The organism is Sphingopyxis sp. OAS728, from assembly GCF_014873485.1.
In the GTDB taxonomy this organism is placed as follows: domain Bacteria; phylum Pseudomonadota; class Alphaproteobacteria; order Sphingomonadales; family Sphingomonadaceae; genus Sphingopyxis.
This window is the reverse complement of record NZ_JADBDT010000001.1, coordinates 1,024,834-1,041,732: the sequence shown is the minus strand read 5'-3', so window position 1 is coordinate 1,041,732 and position 16,899 is coordinate 1,024,834. Positions and strand designations below refer to the sequence as shown.

The window sequence follows — 16,899 nt, the reverse complement described above, 5'->3', positions numbered from 1 at the left end:
CATAGCCGTCCCAAAGCCGATGGTCCGTTATCGGCCATCGACGGTCAAACCCATCGCAGCGTAAAGTTTGTCAAGGCGACGTGCGGGTATTGCACGTCATCCCAAGGGATTGGTCGATCGAGCGGATCTTCGTTCAGCGGGCCGTCGATATTCTGGAAATCCAGCGATAGCAGCGACAACATCCGCCCGGTCTGCATCAGCGCGATGAGGCGGTCGAAAGCCAGCGGCGACAGGTCGAGCTGGACGACATAATCGACCGCGTCCGAACCGTTGCTCGCAAAGATACTTCGGCGGATGCTTCCGTTCCAATCAGAGCCGTCTTCTGCCGCATCGGCGATGACGAGTTCTCCTTTCAGCGCGTTGAGAACCCCCGCCGCGCTTGTGATCCGTTGGCTGGCGAGCGCATTCAAGGGCGCGAACATGTAACGCTCCAGCCGCTCATAGTCGCCGTGGGCGCCGCCCATATCCAGACCGATCGCGCCGACGTCGAAGCGAAGGAAGGCCGGAATGATGGCGTAGGTAGCGGCGGCGCTCATGCGGTGGTTTGGCCGGCTGCCCGCGGAGTCTTTCGGTCAGAGGTCACGGACTTTTTTCCAGTACAGGGCCGAAATCTGGTTTCCATCGTCGGCGGTATACCAGTCGACGATCGCCTTGCTGTGCTCGACACGAAAGACCCGGAAGCCCTTCTCGGTTCGCAGATAGTCGACCTTCTGCACATAGCCGTAACCGTCGACCAACTTGCTTTCCGCCACACGCTTCGGGTCGGCGATCTGGCGGAGCGATGGCGACATGTGGATCGTCGTCGGATATTCGCCGCGTAGCCAGTAGAGGAGGATCGTATCCTCCAACATGGCCCGCGAGCGGCCGTTAGGATCCGCCGCCACGGGAGTGAAACGGATCGAATCATAGACGCGCGCTGAGTCGGCTGGAACCGCCCCGGCATCGCCCCAGACCCAGCCGAAGGTATAAAGCTTGTTGTCGCGCGCCACGCTCAGATACCGGTGCGTCGCGGGTGTATGGAAATAGTCGATCGTGAAGGTGAAGATTACCTCGCGCGCAGGCAGGCCCTGAAAGGTCAGCGCCCGATTCCTTATGACCTTGAAGCCGTTGAGGCCGCCGCTCGCGATCCGGTCGCTGTGGTCCTTCAAAAGACCTGCCGCATCGGAGATGCTGTTGTTGCCGAAATCGACGACATTGAAGTTGAAGCTGCTGCAACGGCCGCCGATTTCGTTGCCCGGCCGCGCTCTTTCGCGTGTTTCGATGTTGACGAATTTCTCGCGGTCCAGCGAATAGCTTTGATGCACGTCGGTGCTGACCTCGAGCGCGACCCCAAGCTGCGGATCGGCGAAGCGTTGCCATTGCGGCTCATAGCAGTTCATTTCGGCCGTCGCCGGTGTCGCAACCAGCACTGCCGCAAGCGCGACCAAGCGCGTTCCCCAGTTCGTCATCATTGCAGTCCCCCTTAGCACTCGCAAACTCGCGCAAGCCGCTGACCCTGATTGCCTTTTTGCGCATTGCATTGCCATTCGCAATATTATCCGCCCAGTTTCCGAGCAGGGGTGCGGTGAATGGGTTGAGCGAGTGCCGGAACTGATTATTCGAATGGCGGCAATCGTCGCTTGGCTGATCGAAGACGGTCAGGCAGCAAGCGGCCAACCGGCTTCGCATCGGCAAGTTCCGGAAAGCGGACGCTCAATTAGGAGTTCGTTATAACGACCGCTTCGATAGCCTGTTTCCGTCCTTCCGCGACTGCCGCTTGATAGATGCTCATCCATTCATCGAGCATCGCAAGGGAGGTACCGCTTGTGTCGAGACTTTCGCTTTGCTTATTGTGAACCTTGTTCCAAAACGTCATCGTAATTGGCCCTTCCGAGCCGACGTCCTTTGAAACTGATTGAATCACAGAGTGCAGGTTTTCGGTGGACGGCCCTGCATTGTCCGTGCCCGACCGTTGGAGATAGGCGAGCCACCCGATCGACTCTTGGCATGGTGCGGAGGCGTTGATGACACGGAAATTAACGCGGCGATCTCCAACATCGACAATTCTGTCCCGAATGCTTTGCAGAAAGCCATTCCCGAAACCAAGAAGCGCATATTGCTCTGCTGGCCTTCTCGCCGCTAGATCGTCGTTAACATCGACGCTCATTGCAGTGTAATCGGTGTAACCGACATAGCCCTCCGGGCGCCCCGGGAAAAATTCGAAGCTGTCGCTTGCTGCTGTTGCGAGCTTTATTGGCCATTTCGATGCCGGGACGCCCATAACCCTGTTGGCCAAAGGATGTCGGGACGTTGCAACACGCTCGAATATCGCGACCAAAACCAGCGCTACAACGATGGCTGAGATCCCAACGGGATCGTGGCGAACGAAGACCATCCGCACTATGCCGAAACCACCGAAAAGGATGATCGCAAAGAGAATAAGTGCAGGAAGCCTTGCGCCGATGTGCATATATTCCGCTTATTGGTCGGCGACGACGCATACAAGCGGATCGTTTTTTCACGGCGCTCGGGCGCCTGAATTGCGCCCGTCGGAGTCATTCGGTGGGCGCATTTTTTGCCGAAGCGAAGCTAGGGAGCTGTTGGCTCGATCAACTTTCGCAGCAATTCCCAGAGGTCATGTTGTTCCTCGATGGAAGAGAACTGCCGTTTCAACGTGGCAAGCCTGACGAGCGAATCCGCCTCGCGCCGCCGGTTGCGGGGATCGATTTCCGTTCGAAAGGCCAGTTCGGTCACCAAGGATGTGACGAATGCCGCGGCGGTCGGCAAACCCATGTCCTCGAAGCCGGCCCGCGCCGCTGCCCAGCTGAGCACCTTGGCGTTTGCAGGGGCATGGTCTCTTCGATCAGACGACATGAATGAGATCACGACCGCCGTGTTCCACACCTTGCTCTCCTTCGCGGAAAGGGCCGTCCCGCCTCTGCTTTCGACCTTCCGGGCAATCGCTGCGAGCATCGTTTCAAGGCTGGTAGAATTCTCTGTCCTTGCCGGATGCGGCTGGGCCCCATGGGCGCGGAACCGGTCGAGCAGGAGGCCCATCAGCACAGCGGTAGCACCGGTACGAGACCACCCGCGGCCACTGCGGGCGCGTTGGGGGGGCGGCGCACCAGGCAATCTGCCAAAGCTAGTGCGGCTTGCCCGGATGCGTCCTGACGATCGCAAATGGCGGCGCCCTCGTAGGATAGCGATGCACAAAGAAATGCCTCGCGCGGGCCATTGGCGGGCATCGGCTTCGTCGCCCGCCTGAGTTGCCAGGGCAGCGCGTCGGATATCGCGCCGCCCGAGAGACTTGCGATCAACGGTGATAGAAACAGGCGGGCAACCGTAAGTGCCGCAGTCGGGTTTCCCGGCAGCCCCAAAACATGCGTTTGCGCCAACCGGCCATACCAGACCGGCTTGCCGGGTTTCATGGCGACATCGGCAAAAGCGACGTCGAGCCCAAGCGATACGAAGGCCGACCGTCCAAAATCGCGGTCGCCGCGCGAGGCGCCGCCGATGACGACGACCACGTCGGCGAGGGCCTCTTGCTGAGCTTCGGCAATTGCCTGCTCATTGTCGGGAAGCCGGAGGCTTGCGACGACTTCCGCACCAGTCGAAGTGCACAACTGCCCTATTGCGAGGCTGAGACTGTCCGGGATCGCGCTCCGCATGTGCGATGCACACCCCGGCGCGACGATTTCGTCACCGGTCGCAACCAGCAGGATACGCGGAGTGCGCCATACTTCGACCTCCGCGCGATCGGCGGCGGCCGCCACGACCATCCGCGCTGGCGTCATCCTCGTGCCCGCAGCAAGAAGCTCGTCGCCCGCGAGGAAATCAGAGCCGGCTTTCCGGACGTGCGGTTTCCCGAGCGGGGGAGCGTCCAGTACCACGAGCTCGCCGCGATGGCGGCAATGCTCGATCATCACGACGCGATCGCTTCCGTGGGGAAGGGGCGCGCCCGTCATTACGCGCCAGGTTTCGCCCGCCGAGATTGCGCCCGGTTCGGCAGCGCCCGCATAGCTCGTGCCCCTCGATCGCAAGATTATGGTGCCGCCGTTAAGGTCGGCGTCGCGGACCGCATGGCCGTCCATGGCTGCACAGTCGCGCCGTGGAGCATCGATCCGTGCGACCACCGGGGCAGCGAGATGGCGTCCGCCGGCATCGGCCAACGAGACGCTTTCCTTGCCGAGGGGACGGGCATTCGCGGCGAGGATCGCCAGCGCGCCGTCGAAATCGATCGAAGCAGCGCAGGCGCCGAATGCCAGTGCGGGAACCAGCTTACCCATGCGTCTGTCTCGCTTGCGCTTCCGAAATCGTAAGCGCGGAGGCGCCTTGTCTGACCGCCTCGCCAATGAGGATCAGCGTCGGCGCGTTCGCTGTGAACGACCGGGTCGCGAGCTCGAGCAGATCGAGCCGCGTTGCCAGTCTGCGTTCGTCGCGGCCGCTGACGTGGCAAGCGATCATCACTGGAGTGCCTTCAGCCAGGCCCGCGCGCATGAGCCCGCGCATGATCTCGCCCGCGGCATCGCGACCCATGTAGACGGCGAGGGTCGACCCCCCGCTGGCGAGCGAGGTCCAGTCGATGTCGAGCGCCGCGCCGCGCTTGCTGTGCGCGGTGACGAAGCGGACGTCGCGAGCCACGCCGCGAAGTGTCAGCGAGAGGCCGGCGGAGGCCGCAGCGGCGCAGGCGGTAGTGATGCCAGGGCAGATATGCACGGGGTATCCCGCGTCGCGTAGCGCGGTCAGCTCCTCGGTCGAGCGGCCGAAGATCGACGGATCGCCGCCCTTCAGACGTACAACGCGCTTGCCGGCAGCAGCCGCTTCGACCAGCATCGTGTCGATGGTGCGCTGGTCCTTCGAGTGCCGCCCCGACCGTTTGCCGACGCTGACCGTCTCCGTCCCGGTCGGGATCAGCGCAAGCACGCCGACGCCGACAAGCGCGTCGTAGAAGACGATGTCGGCGCGCTCGACCAAGCGCACGGCCTTCATGGTGAGCAGTTCGGGATCGCCCGGGCCGGCTCCGACAAGCCAGACGGTGCCGGGCGCGAAATCGTCAGGCTGCATTGCTGGTCTCCTCGGTCAGGATGCGCGCGAGCGCGGGGCGGCACGAGCCGCAATTGGTGCCGGCGCCGATCGCCGCGCCGATCGCGGCGACGTCGGTCAGCTTCTGGTCGCGGATCGCGGCGACGATGGTCTTGAGCCCGATGTCGAAGCAGACACAGACGATCGGGCCGCGGTCGGCCTGTACCCCGGGCGCGCGGCCGGCGAGCAGGGTGGGGGCGATGTCGGGCGCAGAAAGCTGTGCGATCAGCCAGTCGCGCGGGGGCAGTTCGCCGCTCTCGGTGACAAAGAGCGCGCCGGCGAGGCGGCCGTTCGCGACGATCGCGATGCGCCGCGTTCCGCGCGCGGCGTCCTGCGCCTCGATGCGTTCGCCCTTGGGGAGCAGCGCTTCGATGGCCTTGACGTAGCCATTGCCCGCGACTTCCCACATCACCCCCGACGGCACCGCGACGCGCGTCGCCCACAGGCAGCGCGGGGTGTCGGCGAGCTCGCGGGCGAGGAGCAGGAAGCCGCGCCATTTGGGCGTGACGGCGGCGATCGACGCGGGGGTGCGCTTGAAGCCCGGCTGGCCCGATACCGGATCGACGAGCGGGCGGGGGAGCAGCCCGGTGCGGCCGACGCTCGCGGTGCGGTCGGTCCAGTGGATCGGCACGAACAGCTCACCGGGGCGCTGACCGGGGTGGAAGGCGACGCGGTAGAGGCTGTCGCCCTGCGGCGTTTCGATGCGCGCGAGCCCGCCGTCGGTGAGGCCAAGGCGCGCCCCGTCGTCGGGGTGGACCTCGACAAGTGGCTCCTCGCGGTGGCGCGCGAGTTTCGGCGCGAGGCCGGTGCGCGTCATCGTGTGCCACTGGTCGCGGTAGCGGCCGGTGTTGAGCGTCAGCGGCCATTTGGCGAGCGGTTCGGGGAGTGGCTTTTGCGCGACGGGGATGAGACGCGCGCGGCGGTCGTCGGTCGAAAAACGCCCGTCGGCGAAAGGATGGTCGCCGCCCCAGCGAAACGGCTCCATCGTGTCATAGGCGGCGTTGCCGCCCAGCGCTGCACCGGGCAAAGCAAAGAGCCGCGCGCCGTTGTTATCGTAGTTGGACAGGCGGCAATGCTCGCGCCAGATGTCGGCAGGGCGGTCGTAGGTGAAGGCGGTTTTCCACCCCATGCGCCGCCCGACCTCCTTGACGATCCACCAGTCGGGCATCGCCTCGCCGGGGAGCGGAAACAGCGCGCGCTGGCGGCTGATCGTGCGGTCGCTGTTGGTGACGGTGCCGCCCTTTTCGCCCCACGCCGCGGCAGGCAGGTGGACATGCGCGAAGGCGCCGGTGTCGGTTTTTTCGACGACGTCGCTGACGACGACGAAGGGGCATGTTTTCAGGGCTTCGCGCACGGCGTTCCCGTCGGGCATCGATACGGCGGGGTTGGTCGCCATCACCCACAGCGCCTTGATCCGGCCTTCGCCGATCGCGCGGAACAGGTCGACGGCTTTCAGGCCCGGCTTCTCGGCCATCGTCGGCGACGCCCAGAAGCGCTGGACACGCGCGCGGTTCTCGGGCGCGAAGTCCATATGCGCGGCGAGCGTCGAGGCCAATCCGCCGACCTCGCGGCCGCCCATCGCATTGGGCTGGCCGGTGATCGAGAAGGGCGCTGCGCCGGGCTTGCCGATCCGGCCGGTTGCGAGGTGGAGATTGGTGATCGCGTTGACTTGGTCCGTGCCGGTGGTCGACTGGTTGATCCCTTGGCTGAAGAGGGTGACGGTGCGGGCGTTCGCAGCGAACAGCTCGTAGAAATGCCTGAGGTCGGCGGCGGGGACATCGCAAGTCCGCGCCACCGACCACAGGTCATTTCCCTCTCCAAGCCGGTCCCAATATTCCGCGGGTACCGCGACATGTGCGGCGAGATAATCCTCATCGACGATGCCGGTTTCGCGGCAATGCTGGAGCAGGCCGTTCATCAGGGCGACGTCGCTGCCCGGCCGGATCGACAGATGGAGGTCGGCTTCCTCGGCGGTTTCGGTGCGGCGCGGGTCGATGACGACGAGCTTTGCGCCCGCCTCGCAGCGTCCGCGGATACGCTGATAGACGATCGGGTGGCACCAGGCAGTGTTCGACCCGACGAGGACGAACAAGTCGGCGGCGTCGAGATCGTCATAGGTGGCGGGGACGATGTCCTCGCCGAACGCGCGCATATGGCCCGCGACCGCGCTCGACATGCAGAGTCGCGAATTGGTGTCGATGTTCGCGGTGCCGATGAACCCCTTCATCAGCTTGTTCGCGACATAATAATCCTCGGTGAGGAGTTGCCCCGAAACATAGAAGGCGACGCTGCCCGGACCGTGGCGTGCAATTGTCTCCTTGAACCGCTTCGCGACGAGATCGAGCGCCTTGTCCCAGCTCGCGCGCTTGTTGCCGATCATCGGGTGGAGGAGGCGGCCCTCCAGCCCGACGGTCTCGCCCAGATGCGTCCCCTTCGAGCAGAGGCGGCCACGGTTCGCGGGATGATCGGGATCGCCCGCGATCTCGACGCTCCGTTCGCCCGTGACCGTCGCGCGGATGCCGCAGCCGACGCCGCAATAGGCGCAGGTCGTGCGGACTGCTTCTGCCATCAGGCGGCGGCCTTCAGCGTGCTCGCGCGACAGATGAGGACGCGGCCCCCGTCGATCTTGACGGGGACGGTCGGCGTACAACCCTTGTCTTCGCCAAGCGCTTCGCCGGTCGACAGGCTGATCCGCCAATTGTGCAGCGGGCAGGCGACCGCGCCTCCATGGACGATGCCCTGCGACAGCCGTCCATGCTTGTGCGGGCAGCGGTCGAGCAGCGCGAAGACCTTGCCTTCGGCGGTGCGGAAGACGGCGATGTCGTCGCCGCCCTCGACCTGCACGGTGCGGCTGCCGCGCACGGGGATCTGGTCGACCCAGCCAATGTCGAGCCATTCTGCGGTGGTCATGCGAAAGCCTCCTGCGGGGTGAAGCGCGCCATCGGCGCATGATGTTCGGCTTCGGCGCCCTCGGCGCGCTGCGCCCAGGGGTCGTTCTGCGAGAAGCTTTGCGAGAAGAGGAAGCGCGCGCGCAGCGCCTCGCGGCCCGGTTCGTCGTCAACAATACGCGCGATTATGTGCGCGAGCCCGACGCGTTCGATCCATGGCGCGGTGCGTTCGAGATAGCGCGCTTCCTCGCGGTAGAGCTGGATGAAGGCGGCGCAATAATCCATCGCCTCCTGCTCGGTCGCGACCTTGCAGAGGAGGTCGGTGGCGCGCACGTGAATTCCGCCATTGCCGCCGACGTGCAACTCGTAGCCGCTGTCGACGCAGACGACGCCGAAATCCTTGATCGTCGCCTCGGCGCAGTTGCGCGGGCAGCCGGAGACTGCGATCTTGAATTTGTGCGGCATCCAGCTGCCCCAGCTCATCCGTTCGAGCTTGACGCCGAGCCCGGTCGAATCCTGCGTGCCGAAACGGCACCATTCGGACCCGACGCAGGTCTTCACGGTGCGCAGCGCCTTGCCATAGGCATGGCCCGAGACCATGCCGGCGGCATTGAGATCGGCCCAGACCGCGGGCAAATCCTCTTTCTTGATCCCGAAGATGTCGAGCCGCTGGCCGCCGGTCACCTTGACCATCGGCGCATTGTACTTTTCGACGACATCGGCGATCGCGCGCAGCTCGGTCGGGTTGGTGAGCCCGCCCCACATGCGCGGCACGACCGAATAGGTGCCGTCCTTCTGGATATTGGCGTGGAGGCGCTCGTTGACGAAGCGGCTCTGCTGGTCGTCGACATAATCGCCGGGCAGCGCGCAGAGCAGATAGTAATTGAGCGCGGGGCGGCATGAGGAGCAGCCGTCGGGGGTGGTCCAGTGGAGCTTCTGCATCACCTCGGGGATCGAGCGCATGTCCTGCGCGACGATTTCGCGGCGGACGTCGTCGTGGCCGAAGCTGGTGCATTTGCACATCGTCTTGGGCCCCGACTGGACATCGTCGCCCAATGTCAGTGCGAGCAGGTTCTCGACGAGGCCGGTGCAGCTGCCGCAGCTTGCCGACGCCTTGCAGGTGCCGCGCACCGCGTCGAGGCTGTGCGCGCCCTTGGCGATGCACGAGACGACCTGGCCCTTGGTGACGCCGTTGCAGCCGCAAATCTCGGCATCGTCCGAGAGCGCCGCAACGGCCGCCTTAGGGTCCGCCGCGCCGCCTCCCGCGGCGAAGGCCTGTCCGAAGATCAGGAGGTCGCGGAGGCCGGAGACATCCTCTTGGCGTTTGAGTAGGTCGAAATACCAGCTGCCGTCGGCGGTATCGCCATAGAGGACGGCGCCGACGATGCGGTCGTCCTTGACGATCACGCGCTTGTAGACGCCGCGGCTGGCGTCGCGGAGCACGATATCCTCGCAGCCGTCGCCACCCGAGAAATCGCCCGCCGAGAAGACGTCGATGCCCGACACCTTGAGCTTGGTCGAGGTGACCGAGCCGCGGTAGCCGCTGTGCTGTTCGACGAGGCCGTCGGCGAGGCTGCGGCACATGTCCCACAGCGGCGCGACGAGGCCGTAGACCTGTCCGTCATGCTCGACGCATTCGCCGACCGCGAGCACTGCCGGATCGCTGGTAACCATATGGTCGTCGACCTGAATGCCGCGCCCCACCGCGAGGCCCGCCTCGCGGGCGAGGGCGACCGATGGGCGGATGCCGACGGCCATGACCACGAGGCTGGCGGGGATCAGCGTGCCGTCCTTGAGCTTCACCCCTTCGACCTTGCCGGTGCCGACGATCTCCGCAGTGTCAGCGCCGGTCAGGATCGTCTGGCCGCGCCCCTCAAGTGCCTCCTTGAGCAGCCAGCCCGCGGCTTCGTCGAGTTGGCGTTCCATCAGCGTCGGCATCAGGTGGATGACGGTGACTTTCATGCCGCGCAAGCTGAGGCCGTGCGCGGCCTCGAGCCCGAGCAGCCCGCCGCCGATGACGACTGCGTCGCCGCCCGCATCGGCGGCGGCGAGCATCGTGTCGACATCGTCCATGTCGCGAAAGGCGATGACGCCGGGCAGGTCCTTGCCGGGGACGGGGATGATGAAGGGATCCGAACCGGTCGCGATCAGCAGCCGGTCGTAGGTCTCGGCGAGCCCGCTGCGCGTCGTCACCGTCTTCGCCGCGCGGTCGATCGCCGCGACCGGATCGCCCGCGACAAGCGCGATGCCGTTGTCCGCGTACCATGCGGCATCGTTGATCACGATGTCGTCGAAGCATTTCTCGCCCGCGAGGACGGGGGAGAGCATGATGCGGTTGTAATTGACCCGCGGTTCGGCGCCGAAGATCGTGACGCGATAGCGGTTCGGATCGCGCGCGATAAGTTCCTCGACCGCGCGGCAGCCGGCCATGCCGTTGCCGATGACGACGAGATGCTCGCGCGTGTCGGCGTCGGGTTTGAGGGGGCGGTGTTCCATCAGAGCATCCAGTCCAGTTGCAGCCAGAATTTGTCGGTATCGGTGGCGAAAGTGTCCGCGTCGTAATGGGCGTAGCGCGCCGAGGCGGTGACCTTGCCAAGCTTGGCGCTGGCCAGCAGGTCGATCTCGTCGCCGTAGGAGCGGGAAGCGCGGTCGCTGCGATAGTCGTGGTAGACTGTCTGCAGCGTGACGGCTTTGAGCAGCCCGATCGCCTTCCAGCCCCAGCCGGCGCTCGCATAAAGGTCGCGCACGCCGTCGGGCGGGGTGACGAGGAATTTGTCGGCCCAGCCCTGAAACTTGAAACCCGTCGCCAGCGGTGTCTGGAAGCTGGTGAGGGCGACCCCGTCGTCGGCGCCGAGTATTTCATACCCGACGCCGACCCGGGGGGCTCCGAAGTCGATCGCGGCATCGGCAAGGAAATAGTCCGCCGCATAATCATTGGGGTTGCGGTGCCAGTCCGACTGGCGCGCATAGCTCAGCTGGTACGCGATCTTCGCCTTGCCGAGCGGCTGGCTGCCGTCGAGCCGGGCGCCGTAGCTCTGGCTCGACATGCGAAAGCCCTGCATCGCAGCCTCGTCCTGATCGACGAGATAGGCGAAGGCCGCAACCTTGCCGACCGGCGTTACGACGCCGAGGTTGGCGAAGACATTGTCGCCCGACACCGCCTGCTGCCGCGCGCCGGTGCCGTCGATACCCCAGATGGTGCGCACGCTCCATGCGTAGGTCAGGTCGGCCTTGACGCCCTTCGCCGGCGTGATCTCGGCACGCACCGCGTCGAAGCTCTGCGCGTTCTGGCGGAAGGGCACCGCGCCGACGAAACGCTCGTCGTCGAGCGCGATCCGCTGCCGCCCCGCGGTGAGGGCGAAGGTCGGTGAGGCGTAGCGGATCTGGGCGCGCGCGAGGGCGATATTCTGGGGATCCGCCACGAGCGGCCGCGTCGCGGCCCCGTGGAGGCCGTCGAAATAATCGTCGACGACCGCCAGCGTGCCCTGACCCTCGACCAGTGCTGACCAGCGCCCGGCTTTCGCCTCGACCCCGGCGCGGAGGCGCAGGGTCAGGGCGTGGGCTTCGGCGGCGAGACCGTCTTGGTCGACGCTCTCATAGCGGAGCCGGGCTTCGCCGAGCGGTTTGAGGGTGACGTCCTGGGCGTGCGCCACCCCGGTCGGCGCAAGCGCCAGCAAGATCGCAACGGTACGGGTCATGACTAGATCCGCACGCCTTCGGCTGCGCCCCACGTTGCGCGCCACTGGCCCTTGACGAAGATCAGCCCGACCAACGCCGCGACCGCGAGCCCCGCGAAGATGTAGAAGCCGGGGCCGAAGCTGCCGCTCCACTGCTTTGCAAAGCCGAGCGAAGAGGCGAGGTAGAAGCCGCCGACGCCGCCCGCCATGCCGACAAGGCCGGTCATCACGCCGATTTCCGCAGAGAAACGCTGCGGGACGAGCTGGAACACGGAGCCGTTGCCGGTGCCGAGCGCGAGCATCGCAACCACGAACAGGCCGAGCGCGGCGGGCAACGTATCCGCTTGCGGTACGCCGGCGAGGGCAAGGGCCGCGACGACAAATACGGCCATCAGCGCCTTCACGCCGCCGATCTTGTCCGCGAGCGCGCCGCCCATCGGCCGCACCAGCGATCCGGCGAATACGCAGGCCGCGGTGCAATATCCTGCCATCACCGGGGTCAGATGGAACTGGTCGGTGAAATAGATGGGGAGCGAGGCGGCGAGGCCGACGAAGCCGCCGAACGTCACCGAGTAGAAGGCCATCAACCACCAGGCGTCGGCGGTCTTGAGCGGCTGGAAATAGTCGACCAGCTTTTTCGGCGCCGGCGCGCCCGGCGCATCCTTCGCCATCGCGAGGTAGATGAAGAAGACGATCGTCAGCGGGATGCAGGCGAGGCCGAGCACCGCGTTCCAGCCGAACAGCTTGGCGAGGCCGGGGGCGAAGAGCGCGGCGAGCACGGTGCCCGAATTGCCCATGCCGGCAAGGCCCATCGCCTTGCCCTGATGCTCGGGGGGGTACCAGCGGCTGGCGAGCGGCAGCGCGATCGCGAAGCTCGCGCCCGCAAAGCCGAGGATGACGCCGAGCGCAAGCGTGCCCGCGAAACTGTGGACGCCGAAGAACCAGGCGGCAAAAAGCCCGGCGATGACGATGACCTGGCTGATCGCGCCCGAGCGCTTCGGCCCGATGCGGTCGACGAGAAGCCCGTTTACGACGCGCAGCACCGCGCCGGCGAGCGTCGGGACCGCGACCATCAGTCCCTTTTGCGCCGGCGTCAGGCCAAGATCGTCGGAAATCGAAGGCGCGAGCGGGCCGAGGATGACCCAGACCATGAAGGCGAGATCGAAATAGAGAAAGGCGGCGATCAGCGTCGGCCAGTGCCCGCTCGCCCAGAAGCTCGATTTGGAAGCCGCGGCCTCCGTGGTTGCAGTCGTCATCGTCCGTCCCCTTTGTGTGACGGGCAATAAAAAAGCCGCCAGGACGGCGGCCATGCGGGCGCATCCTGACGGCTTCATTGCCTGTTGGGATTGCGGGGAATGGCTCCCCGTCCGCCTGCGGTTCGATCCCCTCGTTGGAACCGGCGCCGCCTTATCCTGCCCCGGCAGCCTTGCCGAGTGCGTTAAAGCTGCCTGATTCGCGGCTTTGCCGCAAGTAGTTATTTCGCAGGTGCAGCATAAAAGGAAAAGCTAGGGAAGTTCAGCGAGATAGGTCTCGATGTCGTCGGGATCAAAGGCGCGGCCGTCGAAAAAGCGGTCGCTACCGAGCGTGAGGCGGCCCTGTGTCGAACCGGCGCCGATCGGCTCGTCGAGCCCGCCTTCGAGTTTCGAACTCGCGCCGGGCAGGGGCGCGCCGGAGCCTGCAAGCGCGGCGCGGTAGACGTCGGGGCGGAAGACATTGCCGGCCGCCGCTGCCTCGGTGTCGTCGAACGCCATATAATCCCAGCGGACCATCTGCGAATAGAGCCACGCGGCCTGGCTGCGCCACGGAAAATTGGCGGCCTCGCGATACTGGAACATGAAATCGGGATAGTGAATCGGCTCGCCGCCGGGGACAAGCCGGATGCGGTCGGTGACCGCGCGCAAGACGGCATCGCGCGGCGCGTCGAGATATTCGGGCCGTGCCAATATGTCGGCGCTTTCCTCGGCCGCGCCGGGTTCGACGAAACGCGCTGCTGCCGCATGCAGCGCGCGGATCAGCGCTTCGACCGCGTCGCGGCGTTCGTTGAGAATGGTTTCGCGCATCGCGAGCACCTTCTCGACGCCGCGGCGCCAGATCTGCGCCGTTGCCAATGCGATATGCCCGACGCCGCGATCGACCGCGATCGAGTTCCACGGTTCGCCGACGCAGATCCCGTCGACTTCGCCCGCCGCGAGCGCGTCGGCGGCGAAGGGCGGGCTGGTGACGACGATTTCGATATCCTGATCGGGACGAATGCCCACGCCCGCGAGCCAGTAGCGCAGCATGTAATTGTGGCTCGAATAGCGATGGACGACGCCGAAGCGCAGCGGTTTGCTCGCTGCAAGCCGTGCATCCGCCACCTGCTTCAGCGCCGCGCCGATCCGGATCGGGTCACCCAGCGCGCCGGTCAGACCGGTCTCTGCCGCCAACCTGGCCGAGAAGGTGACGGCATTGCCGTTGAGACCCAGAACGAACGGCACAGCGAGGGGTACGGCGGGGCGGTCTTTCCCCAGCGTCGTTGCGATGGCAAGCGGCGCGATCATGTGCGCGGCGTCGGTATGGCCATAGAGTAACCGGTCGCGCACGGTCGCCCAGGTCATGTCGCGGACAAGGTCGATGGCGACGCCCTCGGCGGCACCGAAGCCTAGTTCGTGGGCGAGAACCGGCAACGCCGCGTCGACGAGCGGAAGGAAGCCGATACGGAAGCGCTCGCCGGTCATTCCATGTCTCCCATCAGCGCTTCGCTGGTGACGATCGCTTCGGCAATCTCTGAGATGCGACGATTGGTGCGCATCGCCTGCCCGCGGAGCAGGGCATAAGCTTCCGGCTCGTCGATCTGCCGCCTTTTCATCAGGATCGCCTTGGCCTTGTCGATGACGGCACGTTCGGCGAGTGCGTTCTTGGCGTCGTCGAGTTCGCGCTGGAGCCGCGAAAAGGCCTGGAACCGCCGCACCGCGAGATCGACGACAGGCTTGATGCGTTGCTTGGACAAGCCATCGACGACATAGGCCGACACCCCGGCATCGATCGCCGCGCCGGTCGCCTCGGCATCGCTCTGGTCGACGAACATCGCGATCGGCCGCGCCAATGCACGCGACATGGCGAAGAAGTCCTCGAGCAGGTCGCGACTAGGGTTTTCGAGGTTGATGAGCACGACGTCGGGCGTCGCCGCCTCGATTTGGGCTACAAGTGGTCTGGACGTGTCGACCAGTACGAGATCATCGAGGCCCGCCTCGCGCAGGCCGTCGGATATGACCGCCGCTCGCCCTGCGCTGGTATCGATGATCGCGATCCTCATGATCGCGCCTTTACGCTGCAGCGCACAAATCTGCCAGAGGCTTTGTCGCTGGCGACATAATCTGCGCCCTACGTGTCCGCTTGACGAAACAGGCTATCAAAAAGCGGACAATGCCCAAGGCCATTGTCAGCTAGCGAATTTTACCTTGTTTGAGAGGCTTGCTGCGGTCGCGAGAAGCAGGAAGGCGCAACCGGCGAACGCTAGCGCTGCATTGATCGAGTAGGCTCCTACAGCCATGCCGGCGATCGAGGGGAGAAGGGCGGCCCCGCCAAGCTGGAATGCGGTAAGATAGAGAACGGCGCGCCGGCCGGGGTCGATCTCGATGAGCCAGCCTGCAAAAAAGGGCAGGGTGAACAGCCAGACGAAGCCGAAGGCGATACTGACGATGATGATCGCCGCCGCGTTGCCGCGCGCGAGATAGAAGGCGCCGACCAGCGCCGCGGCGGTCATTGCGCAGGAAACGATGGTCCGGCGGTTGGGCAGGCTCTCACCGAAGCGTGCCGCCGCGAGCGCGCCGACGACCTGCGCCACGAGGCAGAGCGAGACGGCGGTCCCCTCGAAGGTCGGCGGATAGCCATAGTGGATGAGCCAGAGCCCGAAATAGCCCCACACCGACACGATCGCGCCGAGGAACAGGCCGGCGCAGGTGAGGGCGGTCAGGCTGGCGGGCGTCAACGCGCCGCGTTCGCCGTCGGGCTCGGTCGGGCGGAGGGCGGCGGGTAGTGCCAGCGCGGCTGCTGCGGCGATCACCCCCGCGATCGCCAGCGCGATCAGCGCGGCGTCGACGCGCGACCCGGCGATGGCGATTGCGGGCAGAGCGGCCGCCACGACCGCCTGCATCAGCGTCTGGACCGCAAGAAAGATCGCGCTGGCGCGTTCGACCCGCATAACGCGCGATATGGCAACCAACGCGATCGCGACGAGGACGCCCTCGCTGAATCCGGCAAACGCGCGAGCGATGGACAAGATCGACATGCCCGATTGGCCCAACAGGAGGATATTGATCGCCGCCATCGCCAGGCCTGCCGCGATCGCGACGACGCGCGCGCTGGCGCGACGGAGCAGGGCGATGCCGGCGAGCGAGCCGGGGACGATCGCGAGCATCTCGATCGTCACCAGATTGCCGACCTGCGCGTCGGCAAGGCGCCCCTCCTGCACCAGCGCACCGAGCAGTACGGGGTGCACGCCGAGCACGAGCAGCGCGCACGAGCCGATGAGGATCGAAAGGGCGAGCGTGCGGCCGCTGACGACCGTACCCGCCGCGATCACGCGGGCTGGTCCTTCGCGCGAAGCGGCAGATATTCGGGCAGGAAGGTGCGCGAATAGGCGATCCGCGCGCGGCGGGCCTGTTCTTCCATTTCGTCGGTGATGTGGCCGTGGCGATGGATCGACAGTGCCCAGATGGCGTCGTTGATGACGATGACCTCGATCAGTCGATCGTGAAGGTCGGGAATCTCTGGCATCACGAACATCTGCGTCATCAATTCGATGCTGCGTCCTGCGGTAACGAAATTGCTGTCGAGATCCTGCAGCCGGATGTCCGACGACCAGGCCGGGCCTTCGAGCAGCACTTGCCGCGCCGCCGGATGGTCGTTGAACCATTTCTGGCCCGCGCGATACTGGAGCGTCTGGAGGTCCTGCCAGCTTTCGACGCCTTCGGGCACTTCGGTCAGCACCCCTTCCTCGAAACGCTTTAGATAGCGTTCGGCAAGCGCGCTGAACACGAGCTGCGGTTCGGGGAAGAAGTGATAGATCGACGGCGGCGAGATGCCGACCTCGGTCGCGATCGCCGGGATGCTGATCGCGGCGGGCGGCAGCGTATCGAGCAACCGTTCGGCGCCATCGAGAATCGCCTCGAACCGCGCCCGGCTTCGCTTCTGGGCGGGGCGCCTGATTTCGGCCTTGGCTACCTCATTCTTGGTCATGCGCGCTCCTGTCATCGCGCCATCATTGGGAAAATCGCGCATAAATCAACAAA

General features: G+C 65.5%; 15 protein-coding genes. All 15 read right to left on the bottom strand.

Annotated features, from left to right (window positions below; all coding sequences use genetic code 11):
- Positions 1-44 precede the first annotated feature (44 nt).
- The gene (locus GGC65_RS04905) at positions 45-536 is read right to left on the bottom strand and encodes a hypothetical protein (protein ID WP_192646138.1); all 492 of its coding nucleotides are present in this window, start codon (positions 534-536) and stop codon (positions 45-47) included.
- Positions 537-572: 36 nt separating this feature from the next.
- Positions 573-1,451, bottom strand: coding sequence for a hypothetical protein (locus GGC65_RS04900; RefSeq protein ID WP_192646137.1), 879 nt, complete (start codon positions 1,449-1,451; stop codon positions 573-575).
- 245 nt (positions 1,452-1,696) lie between these two features.
- Positions 1,697-2,449 carry a hypothetical protein gene (locus GGC65_RS04895; protein WP_192646136.1) on the bottom strand — a complete coding sequence of 251 codons (753 nt, stop codon included), beginning with the start codon at positions 2,447-2,449 and terminating at the stop codon, positions 1,697-1,699.
- Positions 2,450-2,568: 119 nt separating this feature from the next.
- Positions 2,569-3,036 (bottom strand): hypothetical protein, encoded by a 468-nt coding sequence (locus GGC65_RS04890; RefSeq protein ID WP_225940677.1) that lies wholly within the window; start codon positions 3,034-3,036, stop codon positions 2,569-2,571.
- A complete protein-coding gene (locus GGC65_RS04885; RefSeq protein ID WP_192646134.1) occupies positions 3,036-4,265 on the bottom strand; it encodes a molybdopterin molybdotransferase MoeA in 1,230 nt (409 codons plus the stop codon). Before GGC65_RS04885 ends, GGC65_RS04890 begins: the two co-directional genes overlap by 1 nt.
- On the bottom strand, positions 4,258-5,043 hold the full coding sequence (cobA, locus tag GGC65_RS04880; protein WP_192646133.1) for a uroporphyrinogen-III C-methyltransferase: 786 nt from the start codon (positions 5,041-5,043) through the stop codon (positions 4,258-4,260). Before cobA ends, GGC65_RS04885 begins: the two co-directional genes overlap by 8 nt.
- Positions 5,033-7,630, bottom strand: a complete 2,598-nt coding sequence (locus GGC65_RS04875) for a nitrate reductase (RefSeq protein ID WP_192646132.1) — start codon at positions 7,628-7,630, stop codon at positions 5,033-5,035. Before GGC65_RS04875 ends, cobA begins: the two co-directional genes overlap by 11 nt.
- Positions 7,630-7,971: a nitrite reductase small subunit NirD gene (nirD, locus tag GGC65_RS04870; protein WP_054587453.1), complete on the bottom strand. Its 342-nt coding sequence runs from the start codon at positions 7,969-7,971 to the stop codon at positions 7,630-7,632. Before nirD ends, GGC65_RS04875 begins: the two co-directional genes overlap by 1 nt.
- A complete protein-coding gene (nirB, locus tag GGC65_RS04865; RefSeq protein ID WP_192646131.1) occupies positions 7,968-10,445 on the bottom strand; it encodes a nitrite reductase large subunit NirB in 2,478 nt (825 codons plus the stop codon). Before nirB ends, nirD begins: the two co-directional genes overlap by 4 nt.
- Complete coding sequence (locus GGC65_RS04860) at positions 10,445-11,647, bottom strand: alginate export family protein (RefSeq protein ID WP_192646130.1); 1,203 nt, start codon at positions 11,645-11,647, stop codon at positions 10,445-10,447. The genes nirB and GGC65_RS04860 overlap by 1 nt, the downstream gene beginning before the upstream one ends.
- Positions 11,648-11,649: 2 nt before the next feature.
- Positions 11,650-12,882 carry a nitrate/nitrite transporter gene (locus GGC65_RS04855; protein WP_192646129.1) on the bottom strand — a complete coding sequence of 411 codons (1,233 nt, stop codon included), beginning with the start codon at positions 12,880-12,882 and terminating at the stop codon, positions 11,650-11,652.
- Positions 12,883-13,131: 249 nt separating this feature from the next.
- Positions 13,132-14,343, bottom strand: a complete 1,212-nt coding sequence (locus GGC65_RS04850; RefSeq protein WP_192646128.1) for a CmpA/NrtA family ABC transporter substrate-binding protein — start codon at positions 14,341-14,343, stop codon at positions 13,132-13,134.
- Positions 14,340-14,921 carry an ANTAR domain-containing response regulator gene (locus GGC65_RS04845; RefSeq protein WP_192646127.1) on the bottom strand — a complete coding sequence of 194 codons (582 nt, stop codon included), beginning with the start codon at positions 14,919-14,921 and terminating at the stop codon, positions 14,340-14,342. Before GGC65_RS04845 ends, GGC65_RS04850 begins: the two co-directional genes overlap by 4 nt.
- A gap of 126 nt (positions 14,922-15,047) precedes the next feature.
- Positions 15,048-16,190 carry an MFS transporter gene (locus GGC65_RS04840; protein WP_192646126.1) on the bottom strand — a complete coding sequence of 381 codons (1,143 nt, stop codon included), beginning with the start codon at positions 16,188-16,190 and terminating at the stop codon, positions 15,048-15,050.
- On the bottom strand, positions 16,187-16,846 hold the full coding sequence (locus GGC65_RS04835; protein WP_192646125.1) for a TetR/AcrR family transcriptional regulator: 660 nt from the start codon (positions 16,844-16,846) through the stop codon (positions 16,187-16,189). Before GGC65_RS04835 ends, GGC65_RS04840 begins: the two co-directional genes overlap by 4 nt.
- Positions 16,847-16,899 lie beyond the last annotated feature (53 nt).

Coding starts and splice junctions, on each gene's coding strand:
- GGC65_RS04885 (WP_192646134.1), bottom strand. CDS start 4,265: ATGGGTAAGCTGGTTCCCGCACTGGCATTCGGCGCCTGCGCTGCTTCG.
- GGC65_RS04860 (WP_192646130.1), bottom strand. CDS start 11,647: ATGACCCGTACCGTTGCGATCTTGCTGGCGCTTGCGCCGACCGGGGTG.
- GGC65_RS04855 (WP_192646129.1), bottom strand. CDS start 12,882: ATGACGACTGCAACCACGGAGGCCGCGGCTTCCAAATCGAGCTTCTGG.
- GGC65_RS04850 (WP_192646128.1), bottom strand. CDS start 14,343: ATGACCGGCGAGCGCTTCCGTATCGGCTTCCTTCCGCTCGTCGACGCG.
- GGC65_RS04875 (WP_192646132.1), bottom strand. CDS start 7,630: ATGGCAGAAGCAGTCCGCACGACCTGCGCCTATTGCGGCGTCGGCTGC.
- GGC65_RS04905 (WP_192646138.1), bottom strand. CDS start 536: ATGAGCGCCGCCGCTACCTACGCCATCATTCCGGCCTTCCTTCGCTTC.
- GGC65_RS04890 (WP_225940677.1), bottom strand. CDS start 3,036: ATGGGCCTCCTGCTCGACCGGTTCCGCGCCCATGGGGCCCAGCCGCAT.
- GGC65_RS04900 (WP_192646137.1), bottom strand. CDS start 1,451: ATGATGACGAACTGGGGAACGCGCTTGGTCGCGCTTGCGGCAGTGCTG.
- GGC65_RS04845 (WP_192646127.1), bottom strand. CDS start 14,921: ATGAGGATCGCGATCATCGATACCAGCGCAGGGCGAGCGGCGGTCATA.
- nirD (WP_054587453.1), bottom strand. CDS start 7,971: ATGACCACCGCAGAATGGCTCGACATTGGCTGGGTCGACCAGATCCCC.
- nirB (WP_192646131.1), bottom strand. CDS start 10,445: ATGGAACACCGCCCCCTCAAACCCGACGCCGACACGCGCGAGCATCTC.
- GGC65_RS04835 (WP_192646125.1), bottom strand. CDS start 16,846: ATGACCAAGAATGAGGTAGCCAAGGCCGAAATCAGGCGCCCCGCCCAG.
- cobA (WP_192646133.1), bottom strand. CDS start 5,043: ATGCAGCCTGACGATTTCGCGCCCGGCACCGTCTGGCTTGTCGGAGCC.
- GGC65_RS04895 (WP_192646136.1), bottom strand. CDS start 2,449: ATGCACATCGGCGCAAGGCTTCCTGCACTTATTCTCTTTGCGATCATC.